Source organism: Nonomuraea terrae, from assembly GCF_004348995.1.
Lineage (GTDB): Bacteria > Actinomycetota > Actinomycetes > Streptosporangiales > Streptosporangiaceae > Nonomuraea > Nonomuraea terrae.
The window spans coordinates 1-24,526 of sequence record NZ_SMKQ01000136.1 but is presented as its reverse complement, the minus strand read 5'-3'; the positions used below and the strand labels follow the sequence as shown (position 1 = coordinate 24,526).

General features: G+C 69.8%; 27 protein-coding genes and 1 pseudogene. 14 read left to right on the top strand and 14 right to left on the bottom strand.

Going from position 1 to position 24,526, the window contains the following annotated elements; translation table 11 throughout:
- Positions 1–123 precede the first annotated feature (123 nt).
- Both E1286_RS48235 and E1286_RS31985 read right to left on the bottom strand, forming a co-directional pair.
- A complete protein-coding gene (locus E1286_RS48235) occupies positions 124–300 on the bottom strand; it encodes a hypothetical protein (protein ID WP_165970008.1) in 177 nt (58 codons plus the stop codon).
- A gap of 82 nt (positions 301–382) precedes the next feature.
- On the bottom strand, positions 383–994 hold the full coding sequence (locus E1286_RS31985) for an NADPH-dependent FMN reductase (protein WP_132618386.1): 612 nt from the start codon (positions 992–994) through the stop codon (positions 383–385).
- A 99-nt stretch (positions 995–1,093) separates the two neighbouring features.
- On the opposite strand from E1286_RS31985, the gene E1286_RS31980 reads away from it, so the two are divergent.
- Positions 1,094–1,729 carry a TetR/AcrR family transcriptional regulator gene (locus E1286_RS31980; RefSeq protein WP_132618384.1) on the top strand — a complete coding sequence of 212 codons (636 nt, stop codon included), beginning with the start codon at positions 1,094–1,096 and terminating at the stop codon, positions 1,727–1,729.
- A 72-nt stretch (positions 1,730–1,801) separates the two neighbouring features.
- Here E1286_RS31980 and E1286_RS31975 read toward each other — a convergent pair whose 3' ends face one another.
- The gene (locus E1286_RS31975) at positions 1,802–2,173 is read right to left on the bottom strand and encodes a YybH family protein (RefSeq protein ID WP_132618382.1); all 372 of its coding nucleotides are present in this window, start codon (positions 2,171–2,173) and stop codon (positions 1,802–1,804) included.
- Between the two features lie 71 nt (positions 2,174–2,244).
- Here E1286_RS31975 and E1286_RS31970 point away from each other — a divergent pair, with 71 nt between their 5' ends.
- Entirely contained in the window at positions 2,245–3,120 is an 876-nt protein-coding gene (locus tag E1286_RS31970; RefSeq protein ID WP_132618380.1) for a LysR family transcriptional regulator, read from the top strand.
- Between the two features lie 4 nt (positions 3,121–3,124).
- Here E1286_RS31970 and E1286_RS31965 read toward each other — a convergent pair whose 3' ends face one another.
- Genes E1286_RS31965 through E1286_RS31955 form a run of 3 tightly spaced genes read right to left on the bottom strand, consistent with a single transcriptional unit; the run spans position 3,125 to position 5,248 of the window.
- A complete protein-coding gene (locus E1286_RS31965) occupies positions 3,125–3,748 on the bottom strand; it encodes a TetR/AcrR family transcriptional regulator (RefSeq protein WP_132618378.1) in 624 nt (207 codons plus the stop codon).
- On the bottom strand, positions 3,748–4,605 hold the full coding sequence (locus E1286_RS31960) for a class I SAM-dependent methyltransferase (RefSeq protein ID WP_132618376.1): 858 nt from the start codon (positions 4,603–4,605) through the stop codon (positions 3,748–3,750). Before E1286_RS31960 ends, E1286_RS31965 begins: the two co-directional genes overlap by 1 nt.
- Positions 4,606–4,645: 40 nt before the next feature.
- Complete coding sequence (locus tag E1286_RS31955; RefSeq protein ID WP_132618374.1) at positions 4,646–5,248, bottom strand: TetR/AcrR family transcriptional regulator; 603 nt, start codon at positions 5,246–5,248, stop codon at positions 4,646–4,648.
- A 112-nt stretch (positions 5,249–5,360) separates the two neighbouring features.
- Here E1286_RS31955 and E1286_RS31950 point away from each other — a divergent pair, with 112 nt between their 5' ends.
- Positions 5,361–6,389, top strand: a complete 1,029-nt coding sequence (locus tag E1286_RS31950; RefSeq protein ID WP_132618372.1) for a glycoside hydrolase family 113 protein — start codon at positions 5,361–5,363, stop codon at positions 6,387–6,389.
- Positions 6,390–6,519: 130 nt separating this feature from the next.
- Here E1286_RS31950 and E1286_RS31945 read toward each other — a convergent pair whose 3' ends face one another.
- On the bottom strand, positions 6,520–7,167 hold the full coding sequence (locus E1286_RS31945; RefSeq protein WP_132618370.1) for a nitroreductase family protein: 648 nt from the start codon (positions 7,165–7,167) through the stop codon (positions 6,520–6,522).
- A 116-nt stretch (positions 7,168–7,283) separates the two neighbouring features.
- Here E1286_RS31945 and E1286_RS31940 point away from each other — a divergent pair, with 116 nt between their 5' ends.
- Entirely contained in the window at positions 7,284–7,739 is a 456-nt protein-coding gene (locus E1286_RS31940; protein ID WP_132618368.1) for a MarR family winged helix-turn-helix transcriptional regulator, read from the top strand.
- Positions 7,740–7,769: 30 nt separating this feature from the next.
- Here the strand turns inward: E1286_RS31940 and E1286_RS31935 are convergent, their stop codons facing one another.
- Positions 7,770–8,342, bottom strand: a complete 573-nt coding sequence (locus tag E1286_RS31935) for a TetR/AcrR family transcriptional regulator (protein WP_132618366.1) — start codon at positions 8,340–8,342, stop codon at positions 7,770–7,772.
- Between the two features lie 64 nt (positions 8,343–8,406).
- On the opposite strand from E1286_RS31935, the gene E1286_RS31930 reads away from it, so the two are divergent.
- Both E1286_RS31930 and E1286_RS31925 read left to right on the top strand, forming a co-directional pair.
- Positions 8,407–8,904: an FBP domain-containing protein gene (locus tag E1286_RS31930; RefSeq protein WP_132618364.1), complete on the top strand. Its 498-nt coding sequence runs from the start codon at positions 8,407–8,409 to the stop codon at positions 8,902–8,904.
- An 87-nt stretch (positions 8,905–8,991) separates the two neighbouring features.
- Positions 8,992–10,203 (top strand): cytochrome P450 family protein, encoded by a 1,212-nt coding sequence (locus tag E1286_RS31925; RefSeq protein ID WP_132618362.1) that lies wholly within the window; start codon positions 8,992–8,994, stop codon positions 10,201–10,203.
- Here the strand turns inward: E1286_RS31925 and E1286_RS31920 are convergent.
- On the bottom strand, positions 10,163–10,504 hold the full coding sequence (locus E1286_RS31920; RefSeq protein ID WP_132618360.1) for a hypothetical protein: 342 nt from the start codon (positions 10,502–10,504) through the stop codon (positions 10,163–10,165). The genes E1286_RS31925 and E1286_RS31920 overlap by 41 nt on opposite strands.
- A 186-nt stretch (positions 10,505–10,690) precedes the next feature.
- On the opposite strand from E1286_RS31920, the gene E1286_RS31915 reads away from it, so the two are divergent.
- On the top strand, positions 10,691–11,635 hold the full coding sequence (locus E1286_RS31915) for an ATP-binding cassette domain-containing protein (protein WP_132618358.1): 945 nt from the start codon (positions 10,691–10,693) through the stop codon (positions 11,633–11,635).
- Entirely contained in the window at positions 11,632–12,393 is a 762-nt protein-coding gene (locus E1286_RS31910) for an ABC transporter permease (protein WP_132618356.1), read from the top strand. Before E1286_RS31915 ends, E1286_RS31910 begins: the two co-directional genes overlap by 4 nt.
- Here E1286_RS31910 and E1286_RS31905 read toward each other — a convergent pair.
- The 3 genes from E1286_RS31905 to E1286_RS31895 all read right to left on the bottom strand — a co-directional run bounded on the left by E1286_RS31905 (position 12,377) and on the right by E1286_RS31895 (position 17,885).
- On the bottom strand, positions 12,377–15,658 hold the full coding sequence (locus E1286_RS31905; protein ID WP_246075400.1) for an AfsR/SARP family transcriptional regulator: 3,282 nt from the start codon (positions 15,656–15,658) through the stop codon (positions 12,377–12,379). The genes E1286_RS31910 and E1286_RS31905 overlap by 17 nt on opposite strands.
- A 115-nt stretch (positions 15,659–15,773) precedes the next feature.
- Positions 15,774–16,976 carry a cytochrome P450 gene (locus tag E1286_RS31900; protein WP_132618354.1) on the bottom strand — a complete coding sequence of 401 codons (1,203 nt, stop codon included), beginning with the start codon at positions 16,974–16,976 and terminating at the stop codon, positions 15,774–15,776.
- Positions 16,977–17,237: 261 nt separating this feature from the next.
- Positions 17,238–17,885: a CatB-related O-acetyltransferase gene (locus E1286_RS31895; RefSeq protein ID WP_132618352.1), complete on the bottom strand. Its 648-nt coding sequence runs from the start codon at positions 17,883–17,885 to the stop codon at positions 17,238–17,240.
- Between the two features lie 271 nt (positions 17,886–18,156).
- Between E1286_RS31895 and E1286_RS31890 the strand changes: the two genes are divergently transcribed.
- The 3 genes from E1286_RS31890 (at position 18,157) to E1286_RS31880 (ending at position 20,995) form a co-directional block, all read left to right on the top strand.
- Positions 18,157–18,708, top strand: a complete 552-nt coding sequence (locus tag E1286_RS31890) for a TetR/AcrR family transcriptional regulator (protein WP_246075399.1) — start codon at positions 18,157–18,159, stop codon at positions 18,706–18,708.
- Between the two features lie 125 nt (positions 18,709–18,833).
- Positions 18,834–20,093: a carotenoid oxygenase family protein gene (locus E1286_RS31885; protein WP_132618348.1), complete on the top strand. Its 1,260-nt coding sequence runs from the start codon at positions 18,834–18,836 to the stop codon at positions 20,091–20,093.
- A gap of 20 nt (positions 20,094–20,113) precedes the next feature.
- Complete coding sequence (locus tag E1286_RS31880) at positions 20,114–20,995, top strand: TetR/AcrR family transcriptional regulator (protein WP_132618346.1); 882 nt, start codon at positions 20,114–20,116, stop codon at positions 20,993–20,995.
- A gap of 48 nt (positions 20,996–21,043) precedes the next feature.
- On the opposite strand, the gene E1286_RS50680 is transcribed toward E1286_RS31880, so the two are convergent.
- Positions 21,044–21,352: a Rossmann-fold NAD(P)-binding domain-containing protein gene (locus E1286_RS50680; protein WP_246075397.1), complete on the bottom strand. Its 309-nt coding sequence runs from the start codon at positions 21,350–21,352 to the stop codon at positions 21,044–21,046.
- 295 nt (positions 21,353–21,647) lie between these two features.
- Here E1286_RS50680 and E1286_RS51480 point away from each other — a divergent pair, with 295 nt between their 5' ends.
- Positions 21,648–21,770 carry a hypothetical protein gene (locus tag E1286_RS51480; protein ID WP_281282792.1) on the top strand — a complete coding sequence of 41 codons (123 nt, stop codon included), beginning with the start codon at positions 21,648–21,650 and terminating at the stop codon, positions 21,768–21,770.
- Between the two features lie 232 nt (positions 21,771–22,002).
- Here E1286_RS51480 and E1286_RS31870 read toward each other — a convergent pair whose 3' ends face one another.
- Positions 22,003–23,325: an MATE family efflux transporter gene (locus E1286_RS31870; protein WP_165970009.1), complete on the bottom strand. Its 1,323-nt coding sequence runs from the start codon at positions 23,323–23,325 to the stop codon at positions 22,003–22,005.
- Positions 23,326–23,868: 543 nt separating this feature from the next.
- On the opposite strand from E1286_RS31870, the pseudogene E1286_RS50675 reads away from it, so the two are divergent.
- Positions 23,869–24,150 (top strand): annotated as a pseudogene (locus tag E1286_RS50675) (Tn3 family transposase); the annotation flags it as partial.
- Between the two features lie 19 nt (positions 24,151–24,169).
- Entirely contained in the window at positions 24,170–24,514 is a 345-nt protein-coding gene (locus tag E1286_RS48230) for a transposase (RefSeq protein ID WP_165970007.1), read from the top strand.
- Positions 24,515–24,526: the final 12 nt, after the last annotated feature.

The window sequence follows — 24,526 nt, the reverse complement described above, 5'->3', positions numbered from 1 at the left end:
CCAGTCGTCGATCGTCACGTACAGTGCGGTGAGAAGGGTGTTGAGGTCTTTCGTCACACATTGATCCTCGACACCCTTCGTGGTTCCCGCACTCCACACCGCAGGGACTTAGGACTTACTCGTCTAGCCGACGAGCATCCACTGCAGGGCCGGTCCGGTGGCGTGCAGGTCGGCGCCGATTCGCGGCAGCGCGACGGTCGTGCCGGACATCAGCATCGGCAGGGTGAGGAAGCCCAGCAGCACCGCGACCAAGGTCACCGCCGGCCGGCCCTGACGTCGGTGGGCGACCGCCACGCTCATGGGAGGCGCCTTCCGTCGAGCCCCGCAGTGGCCTCGCCGCATACCGCCGACCCGGTACGGCCCGGCAACCGGTGGCGCATGCTCACATCGCCACCGCCGGACCGGCGGGCGCGCGGAGCTTCTTCAGGGCGCCCGACCAGGCGATGACCTCGTCAAGCAACTCGTTCAGCGTCGGCTCCTGGTGCGGTCCCGGGGCGATCGAGCCGGGCTCGGCGGGGTCGTTGATCTCGAAATCGGTGAAGGCCGACAGCGCCACCTGGGTGCGTACGTTGGCCACCTGCAGCTCGGTCATGATCTGCCGCAGGTGCTCCACGGCACGCACGCCGCCGTGCACGCCGTGGCTGACGAAGCCGGCCGCCTTGTTGTTCCACTCGGCGAACAGGAAGTCGACGGCGTTCTTCAGCGCGGCCGGGGCCGAGTGGTTGTACTCGGGGGTGACGAAGACGAAACCGTCAAAGGAGGCGATGGTCTGGGCCCATCGGTGGGTGTGCGCGTGGTGGTAGTCGCCGAACAGGGCGGGCACGGGCTCATCCAGTACGGAGAGGCCGTATTCGGCCAGGTCGACGATCTCGAAGGTCGCCTCTCCGGCGGTGACGGCATGGTGGCGGGCGGCGACCTCGCCGACCCAGCGGGCCGCGACCGCGCTCCGGCGGCGGGGACGGGTGCTGCCGATGACGACGGCGATCCTGATCATGGGTGTTTCTCCTCATGGTGTGTCGCGGGGGCATGAGGTAAAGTACAACGTGCATTGTAAAAAGTAAAACGATGACTGTAATTATGCTGGAGGATCCTGATGACCAGGGAAAACGGCACGACGCCCCGCCCTCGCGGGGGGCTGGCCGGCAAGCGGCAGGCGATCCTGAACGGCGCCCTGACGGTGTTCGCCCGTGACGGCTACACCCGCGCCAGCATCGACGCGATCTCGGCCGAGGCCGGCGTGTCAACCCGGACCATCTACAACCACTTCGCCGACAAGACCGAGTTGTTCCTGACCGTGATTCAGGAGAGCGCCACCCGGGCGGCCGACGTCCAGATCGCCATCATCGACCGCCACCTGCGCAAGGTCACCGACCTGGAGGCCGACCTCATCGAGTTCGGCCGGGACTGGGTGACGCCGCGGCCCGACAGCGCCGCCCACTTCTCCTTGGTCGAACAGATCAAAGCCGAGGCGGGCCACATCCCCCAAGAAGCGATCGACGCCTGGCAGGAGACCGGGCCGCGGCGTGTCCGCCGCGAGCTGGCCGGTCATCTGCGACGGCTGGCCGACCGGGGACTGCTGCGGATCGACGACCCCGACCGCGCGGCGCTGCACCTGCTGCTGCTGATCGCAGCCGAACTGCCGGCGCATCAGGCCTCTCTGTCCCCAGAAGAGCTCACCGAGACAGTCCCCGCGGGCATCCACACGTTCCTGTACGGTCACCTCCGCTGAGCCCGCCTGCGCGATCGAATCGGGCTCGCGCCCGCGCAACCCGAGGTCGTCCGGCCGGTGGCCGAACGCGGCTCACCCTCCTGACGGCGTCACGAACTCGGGCTGGTCGATCACGCGCAGCCAGCTTCCGTCGGGCTGGCGCCGAACCACCTGGGCCCGTGCGCCCGCGCCGTCGCGCGGCGGCGTCGAGGTGAGTGCGAGGTCGCCGCAGACCAGCGTCGGCAGGGGCGTCTCCTGCTCGAACGTGGGCCGCCCCGCCAACACCTTCTCCCACAACGCGCGGATCGCCTCCCGGCCCACCGTCACACTGCCCGGCGGGTACGCCAGCACCGCGTCCTCCTCGTACAGCGCGGCCACCCCGGCCGCGTCGCCCGCGTTGGACCGCTCGACGAACAGGCGGGTGATGTCTTCTGGCCGCATGGCCTTCTCCTGCGTCTCATCCATGGCTCCAGCCTTGCGGACGCCCGTATCAGAAGTCCAACAGATGCTTCTCATGGAAACTAGAATCTCTGGTTATGGAACTGAGGCAGTTGGAGTACTTCGTCGCGGTCGCCGAGGAGCAGAACTTCACGCGCGCCGCCGAGCGGGTGCACATCAGCCAGTCGGGCGTCAGCGCGCAGATCCGCCGCCTCGAACACCAGCTCGGCGCCGACCTGTTCGACCGCTCCGGCCGCACCGCCACGCTCACCCCCGCCGGCCGGGCCGCGCTCGGGCACGCCCGCGCCGCGCTGGCCGCCGCCGAGGCCGTCGAGCAGGCGGTCGGCGAGGTGGCCGCGCTCATCCGCGGCCGGCTCACCGTCGGCATGGTGGTCGGCTGCACGGTGACGCCGCTGTTCGACGCGCTCGCCGCCTTCCACGCCGCCCACCCGGGCGTGGAGATCACGCTGTTGGAGGACGCCTCCGACCGCCTCGCCGACGACGTCCGCGGCGGCGCCGTCGACCTGGCGCTCATCGGCGCGGCGAGCGCCCCGCCCGAGGGGCTGGAGGCGTACACCGTGGTGAGCGAGCGGCTGGTCGCCGCCGTCCCGGCCATGCATCCGCTGGCCGGGAGCGGGGCGGTGACGCTGGCGGAGCTGGTGGCGTACCCGCTGGTGTGCATGCCGCGCGGGACCGGGCTGCGCACGGTGCTCGACCGGGCCTGCGCCGCCCGCGACCTGCGGCCCGCGATCACGCTGCAGGCCGGAGCCGCCGACGCGATCGCCGCCCTGGCCGCGCGCGGGATGGCGGTGGCCGTGCTCAGCGAGTCGATGGCCGCCGCCTACGCCGACCGGCTCAGGGCCCTGCCGATCACCGACGTCGACACGCCCGCCCTGCTGGCCCTGGTGTGGCGGAGCGAGCCGGGCCCGGCGGTGCGCAAGCTGGTCGCCTGCGGCCGCCGCGCGTTCTCCTGAGCGTTCACGCGCGGATGCCGTCCAGGACCGTGGCCACGAGATCGTCGACGAACCCGGGCGGCACGCGCAGCGGCCCGGCCGTCCGCTCGAACACCTGCGGGAGCACCACCTCGTGACACGCCCCGACGATCATGGTGGCGGCGGCCTCGACCCGGGCGTCCGGGGCGATGCGGCCGAGCTCCCGCTCGGCGCGCAGGTAGCCGGCCAGCGCCGGTCGCAGCTCCCAGCGGGGATCGTCCGCGGTCAGCGCGGCGAACCGGGCCAGCACCTTCGGCTGCGCGGGCAGCTCGGCGAGCACCGGCAGGAGCTTCGCGTGCAACGCCAGCCCGTAGTGGACGTACGCGCGCAGACCGTCCTCGACGGCTCCCTCACCGGCCCGCGGCGGATCTCCGAGCGCGAGCCCCGCGGACCGGACGCAGGCCCGCAGGGCGTAGGCCAGCAGCTCCTCCTTGGCGGAGAAGTGGTTGTAGAGCACCCCGTCGGCCACGCCCGCCTCGCGCGCGATGTCGCGGACGGTGAGCCGGGCCAGCCCGCGCCGCCGGATGAGACGTTCGGCCGTGGCGACCAGGTGGTCGCGCAGACTCACCTCGCCGGCGTCGCGCAGGGCGGCGGCCTTCCTGGGGCACATCACCGCGCCGCCGCACCTCCCGTCCACCGCGCGGTCACCAGCCACTGCGCGCCGGGCAGCACCACTCCCCCGTCCCCCGCGTACGGCGCCAGTGCGGCGCTGAGCCTGGCGTGCGCCTCCTCCCTGGTCAGCGCCGCGTCCCGTTCGAGGAGGTAGCGGGTCGGCCCACTGCCCAGGAAGCCCTCGGCCGCCTCGGCCGGCGTGCGGCCGAACCACTGGGCCACGTGCAGCGCCTCGATCGAGACGTCCGCGAACGCCGCGAGCACCTGCCGGATGCGGACGGGATCCGACAACGCGAACATCGCCGGCGCCTGCCCCGGGTACGCGGCCACCACGGCCTGCGGGCGCGGCGCGATGCCCAGCAGCGCGGCGACCGGCACCACGTACCATTCGCACTCCTGGGCGGGCTGCGGGACCACGAACGCCAGCCGCCCGCCCGGCCGCAGGGCCCGTCCGATGTTGGTGAACGCGGCCACCGGGTCGGTGAAGAACATCACGCCGTACTGGCTGATCGCCGCGTCGAACGCGCCCTCGGGGAACGGATGCACCTGGGCGTCGGCCTGCTCGAACACGACGTTGCCGATCCCCGCCGCGTCCAGCCGGGCGCGTTCCAGCATCGGCCCCGACAGGTCGGCCCCGAGCACCCGTCCCCGCGCCGCCCGCCGCGCTGCGGCGCGGGAGGACACGCCCGCGCCGCAGCCGATGTCGAGCACCCGGTCGTGCTTCCCGATGCGGGCGGCGTCCAGCAGCCGGTCGATCAGTTCGGCCTCCGTCGGGTCCTGGTCGGCCCCCGCCGCCCAGGCCTGCCCCTCTGGCCCGTTCCACGCGGTGTACTGCTCGGTGTTACGCACAGCCATCGCGAGCTCCGATCATGAATGAACGTTCATGAACATCAGTTCACAATGATGGCGTTCCGCTGTCAATACCGCGCTGCCGGACCAGCGGCAGGAAGACCTCGTCGACGATCTCGACGAGCACCTCGTCGGGCGCGGTGGGCGCCCCCCGCACCACGAACTCGTTGCGCAGCAGCACGATCGCCACCGTGGCGACCCGTGGGTGCAGCGCCTCCGGGGCCGCCTCGCCGCGGGCGGCCGCGCGGCCGAGCACGGTCAGCCACGTGGCCGTCATGGTGTCGGTGGACTGCTCCGGCAGCTGCGCCAAGAACTCCGCCGCGCCACCGGCCGCGGCCATCAGCTCGCGCAGGATCGCGCCCAGCGGTGAGCTCCAGTGGCGGTTCGCCCGGCGCAGCAGTTCGAGGGCGTCCTCACGCAGGTCGCCGGTGTCGGGCGGCTGGACGGTCGTGGTGAGCCGCCGGTACGCGGCGACGCCGAGCGCGAGGCGGTTGGGCCAGCGGCGGTAGATCGCGTTCTTGTTGGTGCCGGCGCGCTGGGCGACCTTGTCCATGGTCAGCCCGGTGTACCCCGACTCCGTGAGCTCCTCGACCGCGGCGCGCAGGATCGCCTCCTCCAGCGCGGCGCCGCGCCTGCGCGTCTGCGTCATGGACCTCCCTCATCGGTACGGACGGTGCCTCGCCAATCCTGCCCTTGACAGTTTCCCCGCGGCAATTAAGGTACTAGACGTACCTTATCTTCGATGGAACGGACACCCACGTATGCGTGCCAAGGGCATCACCTACGACACCGGCTTCGTCCGCGGCGCAACCGTCGCCCGCGAGCGCTTCGACCCGGAACTGGTCGAGCGGGAGCTGCGCGTCATCCGCGACGACCTGCACTGCACCGCCGTCCGCATCACCGGCGGCGACCCCGACCGGATGGAGACCGCCGCCACGTTCGCGGCCGGGCTGGGGCTGGAGGTCTGGTTCTCGCCGTACCCGCTGGAGCTGGCCCGCGAGGAGATGCTGGCGCTGTTCGCCGACTGCGCCGACCGGGCCGAACGGCTGCGGCGGCGGGGCTGCGAGGTCGTGTTCGTCACCGGCGCCGAGCTCAGCCTGATGAACCCGGGCTTCCTGCCCGGCGACACCACCGACGAACGCGTCGCCCTGCTCACCCGGCCGGACGGCCTGCGCGAGCGGGTCGCCGAGATCAGCGCGCGCGTCAACGACTTCCTGGCCGAGGCCGCGGCGCTCGTCCGCGAGCGTTTCGGCGGCCGGATCACCTACGCCTCCATCCCGCTCGAGCGTGTGGACTGGACGCCGTTCGACATCGTCTCCGTGGACCTCTACCGCTCGGCCGAGGTCGCCGGCCGCTTCGCCGAGGGTGTCCGCACGCTCGTGACGCAGAGCGGCAAGCCCCTGGCGATCACGGAGTTCGGCTCCTCCGCCTTCCGCGGCGCCGGTGACATGGGCGCCCGCATCCTGGAGATCGTCGAGTACGACGAGCACACCGGCAGGCCGCTCCGGCTCAACGGGCACTACGAGCGCGACGAGGACGGCCAGGCCGCGTACCTGCGCGAACTGCTGGAGCTCTTCGACGCGGAAGGAGTCGACAGCGCCTTCGTCTTCCTCTTCGCCCTCTACGACCACGTGCACCGCCCGGACGGCGACCCCCGCGACGACCTCGACCTGGCCAGCCCCGGCATCGTCAAGGTGCTCGAAACCGGCCACGGCGCCACCTATCCCGACATGCCCTGGGAGCCCAAGGCCGCCTTCACCACCCTCGCCGAGCACTACCAGAAGCACTGACCGGGCTCGTGCGTGTCCTTCGCCTGGAGGGCATGAGCTGAACTTCTCCTCCCGGACTCGACCGCGGAAGACGTGGTCACCGAGCTGCTCGACAGCCTGGACCCGCGGGAGTTCGGGGAGATGTTCCCGCTCACCACCGATCCCAGTGCAGGACCTCCTTGCGCGGAATGCGGGCAGCGGGCCTGAAGTCGGTGCCGACGGTGAAGGCCAGCGGGATGAACGCCGCCAGCATGACCTCCTCGTACGGCACGCCGAGCACCTGGGCCAGCTCACGTTCGAGCGGTCCCTGCGCGGTGGTCCACACCGTGCCGAGCCCACGCGCCCGTGCGGCCAGCATGAAACTCCACACGGCGGGCAGGATCGAACCCCACGCCCCCGCCTGCACGGCCACGGGCGCGTTGTCGGTGCGTCCTTCCACGCCGGGAATGACGAACGCCGGCACCCGGTGGATGTTGTCGGCCAGGTGGCGCAGGCCGTCGAAGACCCGCTCGGTGGAGCCGCGGTGGTAGTTCATGCGCCACACGTCGCGCTCGGTCAACGGATGGGCGGTGGTCAGCGGCAGGGCGCGCAGGAAGATGTCGGCCACGGCCCGCCGCTGCTCGGGCTCGGTGACGACGAGGAAGTGCCAGCGCTGCCGGTTGCGCCCGGTCGGCGCCTGCACGGCCAGGTCCACGCACTCCTCGATCAGTTCGCGTGGCACCGGGCGGGTCAGGTCGAGGCGCTTGCGGACGGCGCGCGTCGTGCTCAGCAGTTCATCAGGGGTGAGATCCAGCGTCATGGGGCGGCTCCTTGTCCTGTCACGTGAGGACCGTATGACTGCAAATCATCTGTTGTCAAACGATTGGCGGACAGACGGTTCTGCGCTAGGCTGGCGGCACAGCGAAGAGGAGATCGATGCCGACCAAGACCGCCGATCACGTGTACTTTCCCCGGCTCGCCGCCGAGCGCCTGGACATCGCCCTGTGCCGGGCCTCGGCCACCGTGTCGCGGGCCGCCGACACGCACGCCGCCGAGACGGGGCTCGGGGTGGGGCAGCATCTCGTGCTCCAGATGCTCGACGCCGTCGGCCCCTGCTCCCAGCAGACGCTCAGCGAGGAACTGCGCATCGACCGCAGCGTCATGGTCGGCATCTGCGACGACCTGCAACAGGAGGATCTCGTCCGCAGGGAACGCAACCCCCGCGACCGCCGCTCCTACGCCGTCACCATCACCGACTCGGGCCGGCGACGGCTGGCCCAGGCCCAGACGTCGGTCCCGGCCTTTCTCGATGACACCTTCCGCTCTCTGGCGCCGGAGGAGCGCGCTCAGTTGAGCACCCTCCTCGGCAAACTCCTGGGCATCGGCGCCTGACACCCTCGCCGTGGCGATGGGCACCGGCCGTCAGCCCGCCGGCGGCCAGTTCCGCAGAACGGCGTCCAGGGCGTCCAGGGTCCTGGACCAGGAGGCCTCCGCATCGCGCGGGTGGCGGCGGAAGCCGCCCTGCGTCTCCAGGCTCACGTATCCGTGGAACGTGCTGTGCAGCATGCGTACGGCGTCGGTCTGGTCGGGCTCGGCCAGGTCGTAGCCGCGCAGGATCGCCCGCGTCATCTCCGCGTGCCGGACCCCCGCCGCGACGTCGATGGCCTCGGAGTCGAGCTCGATCTGCATCGCGGCGTACCGGCCCGGATGTTGCCTGGCGTAGGCGCGGTAGGCGTTGGCGAAGGCCGTCAGCGCGTCCTTGCCCGCGCGGCCGGCCAGGGCCTCGGCGGCCCGGTCGGCCAGCTCCGACAGAGCCAGCGACGCCACCCGCACTTTGATGTCCTGCAGGTCCTTGACGTGGGAGTACAGGGCCGCGGGTTTGACGCCGAACCTGCGCGCCAGCGCCGAGACCGTCACGTTCTGAAAGCCGATCTCGTCGGCCAGGTCCGCCGCCGCCCGGGTCAGGCGTTCCGCGGTCACTCCCGCACGTGCCATGCAGTCTCCTTAAACGTATTAATCGTTTGCATACTATCGTTAGGACTGGCTAGCGTGCCCGCCCATGGAACCCATCACCGAAGAGGACCTGCGCGCGTCCTTCGTCAACTGCTCCAGAGGCGAGGCCAAGCGTCTCGGCCTGCCCAGGGGCTTCACCGACCTGCCGTGGGACGACCTCGACTTCCTCGGCTGGCGGGATCCAGGTGCGCCCGCACGCGCGTACCTGGTCGCCGAGCGTGACGGCTCTCTCGTGGGGATCGCCTTGCGAGTGACGTCCGGCGCCTCCCGTGCCTTCACCTCGCGCAGCATGTGCTCGCTGTGCCTGACCACGCACACCAGCGGCGGCGTGGCGCTGATGACCGCGCGCCGCACGGGCGAGGCGGGCCGTCAGGGCAACACCGTGGGTCAGTACATGTGCGCCGACCTCGCCTGCTCCCTCTACACCCGCGGCAAGCGGCAGGCCGCTGGAGGCGCGGCCGTGGAGGAGTCGCTCACCCTGGAGGAGAAGGTCGCCCGTACGCGGGCCAACCTGCGCTCCTTCCTGGCCAAGGTGCCTGGCTGACCGGCCACGGTGGGAGCCGGTGCCGAGCGCCCATCAGGCCTGTCGGTATATTCCAGTTTTCAATCAATTTGATCACTGGGGAACATCATGTCTGAACTCCCGCCCGTGGACACCGGGCCGAGCCCGTTCACCGCCGTGCTCGACGAGCAGCGGCACGCGATTTACGCCGCACTCGCCGCCAAGGGCCCCGTCCATCACGTCACGGCGCCGACCGGCGTGAAGGCGTGGCTGGTAACCGACTACGCCGTGACGAAGGCGCTGATGGCCGACCCGCGGCTGGTCAAGGGCGGCTGGAAAGCGGCCGTGTACGCCGACAAGCTGCCCGAGGACGTGGCCCGCGGCATCCACACGACCATGCTCAACAGCGACCCGCCCGACCACACCCGGCTGCGCAAGCTTGTCATGGCGACGTTCACCCGGCGACGGGTCGAGAAGCTGATCCCGCGGATCCAGCAGAAGACCGACGAGCTGCTCACCGCGGCCGAAGGCGAGCAGACCGTCGACCTCGTCTCCGCGCTGGCGTACCCGTTGCCGATCTCCGTCATCTGCGATCTGCTCGGCATCCCCGAGGAGGACAGAACCGACTTCCACGCGTGGGCGACCCCGACCGTCTCCCCCGGCGTCTACAGCTTCGAGGAGTACCAGGACGCGGCCACCTCGCTGCTCCAGTACAGCCGCGAGCTGATCGCCAAGAAGCGCCACGCCCCCCAGGACGACCTGCTCTCCGACCTGATCGCCGCCCGTGACGACGGCCAGGGGCTCACCGAGGACGAGCTCACCTCGATGATCTACCTGCTGGTGCTGGCCGGCCACGAGACGACGGTCAGCCTCATCGGCAACGGCGTGCGGGCCCTGCTCACCCACCCGGACCAGCTCGCCCTGCTCCGTGCCCGACCCGAACTGCTCGAACCGGCGATCGAGGAGCTCCTGCGCTACGACGGGCCGGTCCAGAGCTCCCTGCCGTACTGGACCGTGGAGCCCGTCGAGATCGGCGAGGTGACGCTGCCCGCGGGCGCGGGGGTGTTGTTCGCGCTGATGGCGGCCAACCGCGACCAGGAGCAGTTCCCGCAGGGCGACACCCTGGACATCACCCGCGAGGCTCCCACCCATGTCGCCTTCGGGCACGGCATCCACTACTGCGTCGGCGCGCCGCTCGCCCGGGTCGAAGCCCGCATCGTGTTCCGTACCCTGCTCGACCGCTACCCGGACCTCCGCCTGGCGGCGCCGGCGGACACCCTGACCAGGACGCCATCCCTGATCATGAACGGCCTGACCGCCCTCCCCGTCCACCTCCGCTGACGGCGAGTACGGGGAAGTTGCTGCGGAAGGTGCCTCGCGGATCGCGGGCGCGCTTGAGTGCTCTCAGCCGGGCCAGGGTGTCCGGGGTGAAGGCGCTCGCGGCGTGCTCGCCCGCCGCCAGGAAAGTGAACGGTTTGCGGCCGCTGGTGTGCGGGACGAGCGTGCCGGCGATCTGACGCAGGCGCTCGCGTACGGCGGCGCTGCCCGGGGCAGGATCCGGCAACGAGGTGATCCAGGAGGCCTCCCAGAGGTGAGCGCCGCCCTGGGGCCGGACGGTCGGCTCGCCGAACGTCGCCGACACTGACGATTCACGTCCGGTCGGTGCGGATCAATGTGGCGTCGGAGCCGCCGCAGCATCCACCGAATCTCCAACGCCTGTGCTTGACCTGCGAGAACATGCCGTCTCGAGTCGGGGACGGTCTGATGTCAGCGGCCGCGTCAGCACGGCAACGGCCCGGTATCAGAGCGGTCGGCGATGGTGGCTGCCATGGACGGTTCAGCGATCGCGGCCTCGGGGCTGCGAAAAGCGTACAAAGACAAGATCGTGCTCGACGGCATCGACCTGCATGTCCGGACCGGCACGATCTTCGCCCTGCTCGGGCCCAACGGCGCCGGGAAGACCACGACGGTGAACGTGTTGACCACCCTGCTGACACCCGACGCCGGGAAGGTGGTCGTCGCCGGGCACGACGTGGCCACCGAAACCAAGGCGGTGCGCGCGGCGATCGGGGTCACCGGACAGTTCGCTTCGGTGGACGACCTGCTCACCGGCGAGGAGAACCTGCTGATGATGGCGGATCTCCTGCACTTGCCCAAGGCGGAGGGCCAACAGATCGCCGACCGGTTGCTCGACCGGTTCGAGCTGGTCGAAGCGGCGGGCAAACTGGCGGCGTCGTACTCCGGCGGCATGCGCCGGAAGCTGGACCTGGCCATGACGCTGGTCGGCGAGCCGCAGATCATCTTCCTGGACGAGCCCACGACGGGACTCGACCCGCGCAGCCGCCGCACCATGTGGGAGATCATCCAGGAACTGGTCGCGGACGGTACGACCATCTTCCTCACCACCCAGTATCTCGAGGAGGCCGACCAACTCGCCGACCGTATCGCCGTACTCGATCAGGGCCGGCTGGTCGCCGAGGGCACCGCCGCCGAGCTCAAGCGCCGGGTTCCCGGCAGCCATGTCCGGCTGCGGTTCGCCGATCGGTACGAACTCGACGTCGCGGCGCAGGTCCTGCACGAGGCCTCAAGGGACGACGAAGAGCTGACCTTGCGGGTGCCCGGCGACGGCGGAGTGCGGTCGTGGCGCGCGCTGCTCGATCGGCTCGATGCGCATTCCATCGAAGTCGAGGAATTGTCGGTGCATACACCGGACCTGGATGACGTCTTCCTCGCCCTTACCGGTCACGGGAACAAGGAGGTCAGTGCACGATGAGTGTCATCTCAGCTTCCGTGGCGGATTCCGCGACCATGTTGCGGCGCAATTTCCGGCACACGACGCGAAATCCGCTGGCACTGTTCAACGCCATATTCATGCCGATCGTCCTGATGTTCATGTTCGTCTACGTACTCGGCGACGCGTTCAGCGTCGGTACCGACTACGTCGACTACGCGACGCCGGGGTTGATCATAACGACCATCTGCTACGGGATCAGCCCCACCGCGACCGCGGTGAATTCCGACATGACGACCGGATTCATCAATCGGCTTCGCGTCATGCATGTGTCCCGGGCCGCGGTGTTGAACGCGCACGTGATCGCGACCACGCTACGGAGCCTGGTGGCTATCGCGTTCATCATCGGGATCGCGTTTCTGATGGGATTCCGGCCGTCGGCGAGTTTCCCGGAGTGGCTCGGCGTGATCGGCATCGTCGTCTTGACGGTGGTAGCGATCGGCTGGCTGACCGTCGCGTTCGGTCTGGCGGCGAAGACGCCGCAAAGCGCGGGCTTCGCAGCTGTCCCGTTGATGCTGCTTCCCTATTTGAGCAGCGCATTCGTGCCGGCCGACAAGATGGGGCCGGGTGTGCGGGAATTCGCGGAGCACCAGCCGTTCACCTCGATCATCGAGACCCTGCGCGGGTTGCTGACCGGCGCGCCGTCGGCGGGCCCGGCCATCACGGCGATCGCCTGGTGTGCCGGACTCACGTTGATCGGCTACCTGTGGGCGCGCACGACGTTCACGAAGCGAGGGTGATTTCCGCCAGCTCACGCCAATCCTGCAGCCGTCCGGCACGGGTCGCCTCGGTGAACACGGTTTCACCGAGGCGATTCCGCGTGTCCGCGGCGATCCTGGAGGCGTCCGGCTGTGAACGATCCGGCGTACCGCGGACGCCGTCGCTTGCCGCGAGCAATCGCACGGCCTGCTCGTACTGTCCCTGGCGCAGCGCGAGATCCGCGATGCCGATCAACACCTCGGCGATCATCGGTGGATACGCGTGCTCCATGGCCGCGTGGTACGCCTCGGTCCGATGCGCGCGGGCCTTCTCGAGGTCCTCGGCGAGGTAGCCGTGCAGGTCCATGACCTTGGCGCGGACCACGTTCTTCGGTTCCGCGTCGCCCAGCATCGTCCGCACCGTGGCCAGGTGCCGGCGTGCCTCGTCCGGCTCACCGCGCCAGCGGGCCAGCTGCGCCTTCGAGAGCGCCAGATCGGCAAGCGTGTCCGGCCAGGCGATCTCGCCCCCCGCGCACCGCTGCGCTTCGGCCATGGCCGCGGTGCTGGATCGCTCATCGCCGAGCAGCCAGTACAGCTGAGCCTGCCGCGCCCGCAGCCCGACCACGTCCTCGGTCGCGCCTACCTCGGTCACCGCCACGACCGCCTCTTCGTAGTGCTCACACGCGCGTGCGAACTCGCCGCGCATGGCGAGCCGATCGGCCACGTAGGTCAGCGCCAGCGAGATCCCCATCCGGTCACCCAGCGTGCGGAACTCGGCGAGGGCGATTTCGAGGTCGCTGTCCACGTCGGTCTCGTCGCCGCCGAGCGTGAGCCGCAGCCGGCCACGAGAGAGCCTGGCCTGCGCGCGCACCCATGGATCGTCGTCGGCGATGAGCGGGTCGAACGCGGGCAGGAACTCCGTCGGCCCGTGCAGCATCCGCTCCAGCGGCACGACGAAGCCGAGCAGCGGGTTGCGATACCCGCTGCGCTGGATGAACCGGTGCGCCTCGTGGATCCACTCCCGCGCCTGATACTGATCGCCGCCGGGCCCTGAGGTCACGAATATCGTCACGACGGTGTACGCCATCGCCCGCACCTCATCGGGCACCTCACCGCGCAGCGAGGCCGCCGCGATGCTCAACTCGGTGCCCTCCGCCCGATGTCCCGCGAGGAACCAGTACCAGCCCACGGACGCGACCAGCCGCATCGCCTCAAGGGCCCATCCCTCGGCGATCGCCCCGCGCGCGGCCGCACTGAGGTTGTCGTGCTCGGCCTTGAGCGTGGACAACCACTCCAGCTGCTCGGCCCGGCGCAGGTGCGGATCGGCCGTCTCAGCCAGCTCGGTGAAGTAGGCAAGGTGCGCCCGGCGCGCCGCCTCGGCTTCCCCCGCTTCGTCGAGCCGGTGCGCCGCGTATTCCCTGATGGTGTTGAGCATCCGGTAGCGCGGCGTGCCCTCGCCGTCGGCGAGCAGCAGCGACTTGTCGATCAACGCGGCCAGCACGTCGAACAGCTGCTCCCCCGCGAACGCCTCGTCGCGGCACACCCGTTCGGCCGCTTCCAGACTCGCCCCGCCGGAGAACACCGAGAGCCGCCGCAGCACGCCACGTTCGGCCTCGGTCAACAGATCCCAGCTCCAGTCCACGACCGCGCGCAGCGTCTGGTGCCGGGGAAGCGCCGTACGGCTGCCACTGGTCAACAGCCGGAATCGGTCATCGAGCCGATGTGCCAGCTGATCGACGGACATGGTGCGCAACCGTGCCGCGGCCAGTTCGATGGCCAGCGGGATCCCGTCGAGCGCCCGGCAGATCCGCGCCATGGCCGACAAGGTGTGCGGGTCGGAGCCGATGTCCTTGCGCACCAAATCCGCGCGGTCCTGCAGCAGTCGCACCGCGGGCGAGGACCCGGCCTCGGACGGGTCTGCTCCCTTCGCGGGCAGCGCGAGCGGCTCGACCTGCCACAGCACCTCCCCGGTAATACCGAGCGGCTCCCTGCTCGTGGCCAGAATCCGCAGCCTCTGGCACTCCCCCAGAAGCCGATCCGCGAAAGCCGCGGCCGCCTCGATCACGTGCTCGCAGTTGTCCAGGACCAGCAGGATCGCGCGCTCCCGCACCGCGGCGATGAGCCGATCCATCGGTTCGCCACCCCGCGCACCCCCGAGCAATGCCTGGTCACGCAGGCCGATCGCGGTAAGGGCGGCCTGCGCCAGCTCACCACCTGCCCGCACCGAGGCCAGTTCGACCAGCCACGCCCCGTCCGGGAGCTCGGCGAGCATCGTCCGCGCGGTCTCCGTGGCCAGCCTTGTCTTGCCGGAGCCGCCCGGCCCCGTCAGGGTGACCAGCCGGTGATTCATGGCCAGACCGGCGACCGCGCCGACGTCACCGTCCTTGCCGACGAAACTCGTCAGCTCGGCGCGCAGGTTCGTCCGGCGATTCTCCGCCCGCTCGCCCAGCTCGCCCCGCAGCAACGCGGTGTGCAGCGCGGAGAGCTCGGCCGATGGATCGGCGCCCAGCTCCTCGGCGAGCCGCTCGCGCGTGCGCTGGTACACGGTCAGCGCCTCGTTCCCACGCCCCGCCTCGGCGAGCGCTCGCATCAAGGCCGCCACGAACCCCTCCCGCAGCGGATACGCGGCGACCAGCTCGGTCAGCTCGGAGACCAACTCCGAGCCGCGGCCGAGGCGGATATCCGCGTCCACCCGATCCCCGAGCGCGGCGACGTGGAGTTCGCTCAGACGCGCGACCACGGCGTCGAACGCGCCGCTGTCGCGCAGTGCGATGTCCGCCATGGGCGTACCGCGCCACAATGCCAAGGCCGAGCGCAGCAGATCCGCCTGTGCCGCAGGGTCGGCGGCGCGGGCCTGACCGACCAGGTGCTCGAACCGGTACACGTCCACGGCGTCAGGCGCCACGGCCAGCCGGTACCCGCCGGAGTCCGCCTCGATCACACCGTCCGGCAACACCCTGCGCAGCCGGGACACCAACGCCTGCAAGGCATTCACTTCGTCCGCGGGCGGCCGTTCCCCCCAGATCCAGTCCACCAGCCTCGAACGCGTGACGATCCGGCCAGGTTCGAGGGCGAGTGCGGCGAGCAGCGCGCGCAGCCGAATTCCAGGAACCTCCACCACGGCCCCATCGGGGTTCCGGACCTCGAACGGCCCGAGCAAATCAACTCGCACATCGGCAATTGTGCCGAACCGTGGCGAATACCGACGAATCGCCACTGCGCGCCGGCCGCGAACACCGCCGACCTTCATCGGATCGTTACCGTCGAACGTCGGGCGAGTGTGCCGGTTTTCCGCTGGCGCGCCCAAAGTTGTCCAGGCAGGTCGCCGCAGGCCGGCTCGGCCCGTCAGCCGTCACCCCGGCGCTGCGCCGCGCGGCCGCCACTCGCCGGAAGAACCGCGCTCATCCGGAACCTGCGACTCTTCAAGAAGCGTCCCAGGTGACCGGGAGGCTCTTGACCCCGTAGATGTCCGCGGTCTCCGGGCGCAGGGCGACCTCCTCAGCCGGTACGGCCAGGCGCAGCGTGGGGAAGCGGTGGAGCAGCGCGGGGAAGGCGACCCGCATCTCGACGCGGGCCAGCTGCTGGCCGAGGCACTGGTGGATGCCGTGGCTGAAGGCCAGGTGACCGCCGTCCTGCCTGCGCAGGTCGAGCACGTGCGGGTCGGTGAAGCGTTCGGGGTCCCGGTTGGCGGTGTTGAGCGACAGGATGACCGTCGTACCGGCCTTGATGGTCTGACCACCCAGCTCGACGTCCTCCAGCGCGACCCGCTGACCCGTCTTGGCGACGGTCAGATACCGCAGCAGCTCCTCGACGGCCTGGTCGGTGAGCGTAGGGTCGGCGCGCAGCGCGGCCAGCTGCTCCGGGTTCCGCAGCAGGGCGAAGGTGCCCAGCGCCAGCATGTTGGTGGTGGTGTCGAGACCGCCCGCCAGCAGGATCAGGGCGATTCCCCGCAGTTCCTCGTCGGTGAAGTCACTGTCGGTCAGGTCGCTGAGCACGTCGTCGGTGGGGTCGGCGCGTTTGGCGGCCACCAACTCCGCGAGGTAGTTCTGGGTCGCGGTGTAGGCCGCCATCAGGTCCTCGTCGCTCGTCTCCCCGCTCATGAACAAGTCGACCTGCTCCTGGAAGGAGCTCCGGTCCTCGTACGGCACGCCCAGCAGCTCACAGATCATGATGGCGGGGATGGGCTTGGCGAACGCGGTGACCAGGTCCGCCGTGGGCCCGGCCTTCTCCATCGCGTCCAGGTGCTCGGCGGTGACCTGCTCGACGCGTTCGGTGAGCTGCCGCATCCGCCGCACGGTGAACTTGCCCACCAGCGGCTTCCTGTATCGACTGTGCTGCGGCTCGTCCATGAGGAGGAACTCGCCGGGCGGCGCCGGAGGGACCTCGATGCCGGAGTAGTCGATGGTCGGGTGGTGGATCATGAGCTCCCTGCGCGAGCTGAACCGTTGGTCGGCCAGGACCGACCTGACCAGGTCGTATCCGGTGATCAGCCAGCCCTGGTGTCCGTCGGCGAAGGGCAAGCGGCTGATCGGGCCGTGCTCGCGGGCCTCGATCAGCTCCTTGGGCGGGTCGAAGGGGCACCCGGGCTGACGCGTGGTCGGCAGCGTGGTGACGACGTGTTCCATGATCATTCCTCTCGTCGGGCCGCGATCGCTGATCCGTTCACGGCATCCACCATCGCCGACCGCGCTGATACCGCGCCGTTGCCGTGCTGACACGGCCGCTGACACGAACGAGTGATCTTCCGTGTCCCCGTCACCATGCTGGACGGATCTCCGGATCGTGCGTGATGCGAGGTCGCCTGGTCGCACGGACACACAGCCGCCTGGCTGTCAGAGCAGGAAGTGGAGGCCGGCACGGGACGTCCCGTGCCGGTGTCACGTACGTCAGGTGTTCGGGACAGCGGCTTCCAGGTCACCGATGTCGCCCGACATGATCGTCCGCACGTGCTCGGTGATGTGCTCCGCGGGCCAATCCCACCAGGCCACGGCCAGCAGCCGGGCGATGTCCCGCTCGTTGTAGCGGGTGCGGATGAGGCGGGCCGGGTTGCCTCCGGCGATCCCGTAGTCGGGCACGTCCGAGGTGACCACGGCGCCGGCGCCGATGATCGCGCCGTGTCCGATCCGTACGCCTGGCATCACCGTGACGCCGTGGCCGAACCAGACGTCGTTGCCGACGACGGTGTCCCCGCGGTTGGGCAGGCCGGTGAGCAGGTCGAAATGTTCGGACCACGAGCCGCCCATGGTCGGAAAGGGGAAGGTCGACGGGCCGTCCATGCGGTGGTTGGCGCCGTTCATGAGGAACCGCACCCCCGTGCCCAGCGCACAGAACTTGCCGATGACCAGTTTCTCCGGCCCGTAGTGGTAGAGCACGTTGCGCGTCTCGAACGCGGTCGGATCGTCCGGATCGTCGTAGTACGAATACTCCCCCACCTCGATCAACGGCGACGTGACCAACGGCCGGAGCAGCACCACCCGCGGCTGCTCGGGCATGGGATGCACCACGGTCGGGTCGGCGGGAACACGGGGCTGCATGGATCGTTTCCTCTCGAAGTCCTGCTGACGGCAGGTGCTCGCGGGGCGTCAGGGCCTGGCGGAGACCGCCGGGACGGCGCGCTGCTTCCGAAAGCATCGAGACCGCCACTAACGCGACAACTGCTACATTAAGATGTTGTCATGGACGTTGTCCGCTGAGCAAACCGGAGACAGAGCGTTGACTTCCGCGGTTCCACCACCGCAGGGCGGCCCGTCGGCCCCGCCGATCCGACGCCGCCCGGGTGGGCGTACCAGCCGCATCCGTAAACAGGTGCTCGACGCGGTCCGCGCCGAGCTCGGCGAGCGCGGCTACGACGAGCTCACCCTGGACGCCGTCGCGGCCCGTGCGGGAGTCCATCGCGCAACGGTGTACCGGCGCTGGCGGGAGGTCGGCGGCCTGCTCGCCGACCTCTTGGAAGCGACGGGTGACGATGACTGGCAGCCCCAGGACACCGGCTCCCTGCAGGGCGACCTGGCGGCACTGAACCACGAGAACCAGGCGGCCCTGACCGAGCGGCCGTCGATCGCCGCAGCCCTGATCGCCGCCTCGTTCCGCTCCGCGGAAGCCGCCCGCGGCCTGCGGCGGCTCTGGGAGGACCGCTACGCCCGCTGCGAGGTCATCGTCAGCCGAGCCGTTCGCCGCGGCGAACTCCCGCCGGACACCGACGCGCGGCGACTGCTCGTCGCCGCCACCGCGCCGTTGTACCACCACCTGGTGCTGCTCCGTACGCCACCCGACCCGGATCTCCCCGACCATGCGGCCAGAACCGCCGTCCTCGCCGCATCGGCCGGCGCCTTCGCCAACTCCCGGGTAACCGGGTAGCGGATCGATCACCCCTCTGAACGCCGCAGCCGGACGAGTCCAGGCACCAGCATTGCACTAGTGCACAGCACGACCTTTCCCGCCGTGACCGGGGCCTCATCTGTTGTCCTGCGTACGGTGTTCACGTGAGATACCTCGAAGGGCCCTTCGCGCCCGTCATTGAAGAAGTCACCGCCTACGACCTCCCTGTCACCGGGCGGATCCCGGCCGAGCTCAACGGTCGCTACCTGCGCAACGGGCCCAACCCGCTGGGTGTGGAAGACCCCGTTGTGCACATCTGGGGCATGGGCCAGGGCATGGTGCACGGAGTACGGCTGCGTGACGGCCGGGCCGAGTGGTACCGCAACCGCTTCGTGCGCACGCCGGGCTTCGCGCCCATGGTGCACGTGATCGAGCACGCCCAGCGTACGTTCGCCATGGCAGAGGGTGGCTTGCCGCCCGCCGAGCTGGACGAGGAGCTGAACACCGTGGGCGTGTGCGAGCTGGGGGCGACCGCGGAGGGGTTCACGGCGGGCGCGCACTCCAAGCACGACCCGCTCACCGGCGAGCTGCACTCGCTGTCGTACATGCCGGGCCGCGACTTCGTGCAGCACATCGTGACCGACGCCGGGGGTGGCGTCGTCCAGACCACCGCCATCCCCATGACGCGCACGCCGTTCCTGCACGACTTCGCGCTCACCGAGAACCACGTGGTGTTGTGGGACACGCCGCTCGGCTTCGACGGGTTCGCGTGCCGGTGGCTGCCTGAGCACCCGACACGGGTGGGCGTCATGGCCAGGACCGGTGGGGGCGTGCGCTGGCTGGACATCGACCCGGTTCATGTCAGCCACACACTCAACGCCTTCGACGACGGCGACTCGGTCGTGGTCGATCTGGTCACGGCCGACGGGCCGTTCGATCCAGCCGATCCTGGGGCGATCCGGCCCATGCTGGACCGCTGGATGATCACGCCGGACAAGATCCGCCAGCGGCGCGTCGACGACCGGCCGCAGGACTTCCCGCGCGTGAACGAGGCGCGTGCCACCCGCCCGTACCGATATGGCTACTCGGCTGCGACCGCCTTGTACGGGATCCCGTTCGCGCCCGAGGGCATGCCGCCGGACCACGCCTTCACCAACGCCCTGGTCAAGCACGACCTGGAACGGGGGACGGCCGAGGTACACGCCTTCGGCAAGGACGAGGCGGTCGGGGAGGCGGTGTACGCCGCCACGGGGCAGGAGGAGGACGAGGGGTACCTCCTCACGTACGTGCACGATGCCTCAAGAGGCGCCAGTGACCTGGTGATCCTGTCGGCGCAGGACTTCACCGGTGGGCCCGTCGCGCGCGTCCACCTCCCGGTCAGGGTGCCGCTCGGCCTGCACGGCAACTGGCTGCCTGACCGCTGAGGCGTGGCAGCATGGCCGTTGTGAACGATCCGCAACCGCCGTACCTCCGGATCGTCGCCGACATCGAGCGGCGTATCGCCGAGGGAGAGCTGCGGCCCGGCGATGCCATCCCCACCACCAGGGCGATCATGCGTGAATGGGGCGTCGCGATGGCGACCGCCACCAAGGCGCTGGCCGCGCTCAAGCAGGCAGGCGCCATCGAGTCCACCTCTCGGGTCGGCGCCGTGGTCGCTCCCCGGAGACTGCCCTCGCGTTCGACCGGGGGTCTCGAACGCGACCGCGTCGTCCGCGCGGCCATGGAGATCGCCGACGCCGACGGCTTGGCCGCGTTGTCCATGCGGTCGGTGGCGGCCAAGCTCGGGGTCGCCACCATGACCCTCTACCGGCACCTCGAGGCCAAGGCCGAGCTCACCCAGCTGATCGCCGACGCCGCGTTCGCCGAGATCGACTATCCGGAGCCGCCACCGGGCTGGCGTTCCCACCTGCGGGTGGCCGCTCAGCTGCAGTGGGCGACCTACCAGCGCCATCCCTGGTTGCCGCGGCTCGTCTCCATCACCCGGCCGGTCACTCTGCCAGGACTGCTCGCGTACGGGCTGTGGACCCTGCGCGCGCTCGACGGCCTCGGCCTGGACCCGACCACCCGCATGCACGTCTACGCCACGATCGTGAACTACGTCCGGGGCACGGCGGTGAACATCGAGAGCGAGGCCGTCGCCGAGCTGGACACGGGGATGACCAGCAAGCAGTGGGTCAGGGCCAGGCTGCCCGTGGACGGGCCACTGATCGCCCAGGTCGCCGAGCCGGGCACGGAGCTCGACCTGGAGTCATTGTTCGCCTTCGGCCTCGAACGCCTGCTCGACGGCCTGACCTTCGTGATCACGCCCCGGGAGGATCGCCGCTGAGCGGGCCTCCACCGTTGCCTACCTCTCGTGCTCGGCTTGGTCAGGAGGTCAGAGCCATGCCTTCATGATCCGGGCCAGCGGCTCGGTCGGGCGGCCGATGAGCCTGGCCAGGTCGCCCGTTGTGAGGGCCATGGCGCCGTCGCGCAGGTTGGCGTTGAGCGTGACCATGAAGCCCGCGGTGCCTTCGTCGAGACCGAAGGCGAGGGACTGCTCGCCCTCCTGCTCGGAGGTGAGCGCCTGATAAAGCACGGGGGTGCCGAGCAGTTCTTGTGCGGTGGCGGCAAACTCCTCGAACGACCAGGCGACGTCGCCGGACAGCTCGTACGCCTCGCCCTCATGGCCGGGCGTGCTGAGCACGACGGCGGCGGCCTCGGCGAACTCCTTGCGCGGGGCCGTGGCGATGCGGCCGGCGCCGATGCTGTTGGCGATGACACCGCGCTCGCGGGCAGCGGCGAAGTCCTGCAGGTGGTTCTCGGTGTACCAGCCGTTGCGCAGGAAGGTCGCGGGGACGCCGGAGGCGGTGACGAGTTCCTCGGTGGCCTTGTGGTCGGCCGCGAGCTGCAGGATCGTCGGACCGGCTCGGCGTCAGCCGTGCGACCATCTACCGCCACCTCGATTCCGACAAGCCGGTCTCGGCGTAGGAGGAGCACCGGTGCTGCCCTCGATCACCTACTACGGCGGCAGGGCCAAGTTCGCCGACCAGATCGCCGGCATGCTGGCCGAGCACCCTTACGACTCGAACCATCTTCGCGCCGTGTTGATCAGTTCACGCTGATCCAAGCCCGAGGTCAGTCAGGCCATGGGGGTTCACCCCGGTCCACGTTCGGTCGTGCTGTGTGGCTCCCGGCCCGGCTCCCTTTCGGCCTTCCCGCCTATCGCGCCTCAAAGCTCGTACAGATCTTCTGAGCCGGTGATCGCGTAGCCGGAGAGAGTGGCCTGGTTGTCGACGGGGCGCGGCTGCGGCGGAACACCGTCCCGTGTCCGTCGTCGTCCGGCTCCCGTTTCATTCAGCCGGTCGCGGCGGCTGCCTGAGCGGCGCTGCCCCTGGCCGACAGTTTTCGTATGTGTTGTACGGCGATAAGCGGCACCGTCACGCCGATCAGGTTGCAGTACGCCACCGCGGCGTAGAAGCCGTCCGCGCTGCCGACGGCGTGTGCCGCCGCCGCGCTGACCGCGACGATCAGGCCGAAGTAGATTGCGTTGAGCACGATGGCCCGGAAGCCGCCGCCGGTCTCCTCCATGACGGTCAGCGAGGCGAGCACGGGTCCCTGGACGGCGTAGGTGAGCGCCACGGCGCCCAGGTAACTGCCCGTAGCTGCGGCCACCCCGGCGTCGCCGCCTATCAGCCGCGCCAGCGGGTCATGCAGTGACCACACCAGCGCCGCGATCACCACGTAGGTCACGACGGTGACCTCGATGCCACCGCGCATCGATTCACGTATTCGCCGCCATTCACCCGCGCCGCGTTGCTGGTTGATGGTGATCGCTGTGGCTGTACCCAGGACCATCCCCGGCAGCAGCACGACGCTCTGCAGGGTGGAAGCGACCGTGAACCCGGCCACGGCGTTCTCCCCGTAGTTCCCGAGGACGCCGATGACCGCGAGGTTGTACGCGGAGAGCACGAGAAAGGACATGGCGATGGGCACACCGATGCGGCGCAGGTCGGTGAACACCTCACGCCGCCAGATCCGGGCGGCCGGCGGGTGCCACAGCTCGGTGCGGCGCAGCAGCACCAGGCCCATGGTGAGGCCAGTCAGACCCGCTGTCGCCTCGGCGATGGGCACCGCCGCGATCCCGATGTCGGCACCGAGCCCGAGGCCGGCCACGAGGCCGATCCGCACGATCGCCGTACAGATGACCAGGACGGTGGCCTGTCGCACATACCCATAGCCGCGCAGGCTGGACGCGCACAGCTCCGCCCCGACGGCCAGCAGACCGGCGGCGCTGGTCCAGCGCAGAAAGGAGGCAAACGTGTCCCGCAGCCCGGCGTCCACATGGAGGAGACCAGTCAGGGAGGGAGCCGCGACCGCGAGGACAAGGTACAGGGCCGCGCCGAGCCCGAGCCATATCCTGGCCAGACTGGCGGCGTTCGACATGACGTCCTGGGGGCGTCCGGCCCCCTTGCTGATCGCGGCGGCGACCTGGTTGCAGACCGCGAAGCCCACACTCAGGGCAAGGACGATGAGGCTGACAGGCTGATACAGGGAACGCACATAAATGGCCTCTCCCCCCATACGCCCCAGAATGGCGATAATTCCGAGCTGGGCAGCGAAATTGAGGGACCCGGCCACAAAAAGAGGAACAGCGAGGCCGGAGATGGTTCGCCACACCCCCCTTCTTTCATGAGCGGCTAAGGGAAACATGCGGACCTCCGGGAACACAACGGCTCGGGGCGCGAATTGACCTGCGGGACGATAGCTACATTCATCGACGAATGTCCACAGGGGCCTGGCTGGTTCAGCCTCAATGACTCAGGTCGCAGCCGTCTTGGTTGTGTCGATCGGCATGGCGGAGATTTCCGCCCGATCATCCTCTTCTGTGTGTCCAGCGGGGTGGGGCGGCTGCCCGAGGCGCTCGGTTAGGCGGCGGTTTCCACGGGACCGCAGGAGATGCGGGGTCGCTCCTTCCGGGTCGTCGGGGCGTGTTCGTACTGGTCAGACGGGTGCTGGTAGCGTGCAAAGGCGTTGCCAGCAGGTCAGAAAGGCGTTCTTCCACGGCCATGTGGCGCCGATCTTCAGGATGCGCCGGCGGGCGTGGGAGATCAGGCGGCGGGCAGGTGCCACAGGCAATAGCGGAGGGTTGGAGGTTCGGCACGGGTCGGCTCCGGGCGGCGAGGTTGGCCGCGAGCACCCAGCCGCGTTGATCAGCTCGGGCTGGGTACGAAAGAGGGTCGCGGTGACCGGCAAGCACGGCGAGTCCGAGGCGATGCTGCGGCGAGTGCGGCACCTGTTCGCAACCGGGCCAACATACGCGCGGCCCTGCGGAAACTGGTGAACGCCACCTTCGCCGTCCGGGATGAGATGTGGTGGGGTACAGGCACCGCGTGCGCCTCCGACAGCCGCAAGTTCGGCTCCTGGTCCTCCAACCTGATGACCGAGTGGCACCAGCGCTACCGGGGCCCCGGCGTGATGATCTACTGGCACGTGGAGCGGAAATCGATCCCAGGAGGTCAGCATGCTCGCGCCGCACCTGCTCCAGTCCGCGTTGGTGCACGTCAACACGCTGCTGATGCAGGGAGCCCTGGCCGATCCGAAGTGGGCGGACAAGCCCGGCGGCCAGCCGGAGAGCGATGGTGAGCCGCGCGCGAAGCCGGGTGCGTTTGCGGGGGTTCTGATCGGTGTTGAAACCTTCGATGACGATGTAGGAGAAGTGCGGCGCGAGTTGCTGGCCGGCCTGGGTGCGCGCAGTCTCACGGGACAGTCGGTCGGCATCGATGGTCTGGCGGAGCCGGTCGCGTTCGGTGGCGGGGATGGGGCGGCGTCCGAGCCAGTCGGGCCAGCCGTCAGGTCGGGTGGGTGACAGGGGCGGCAC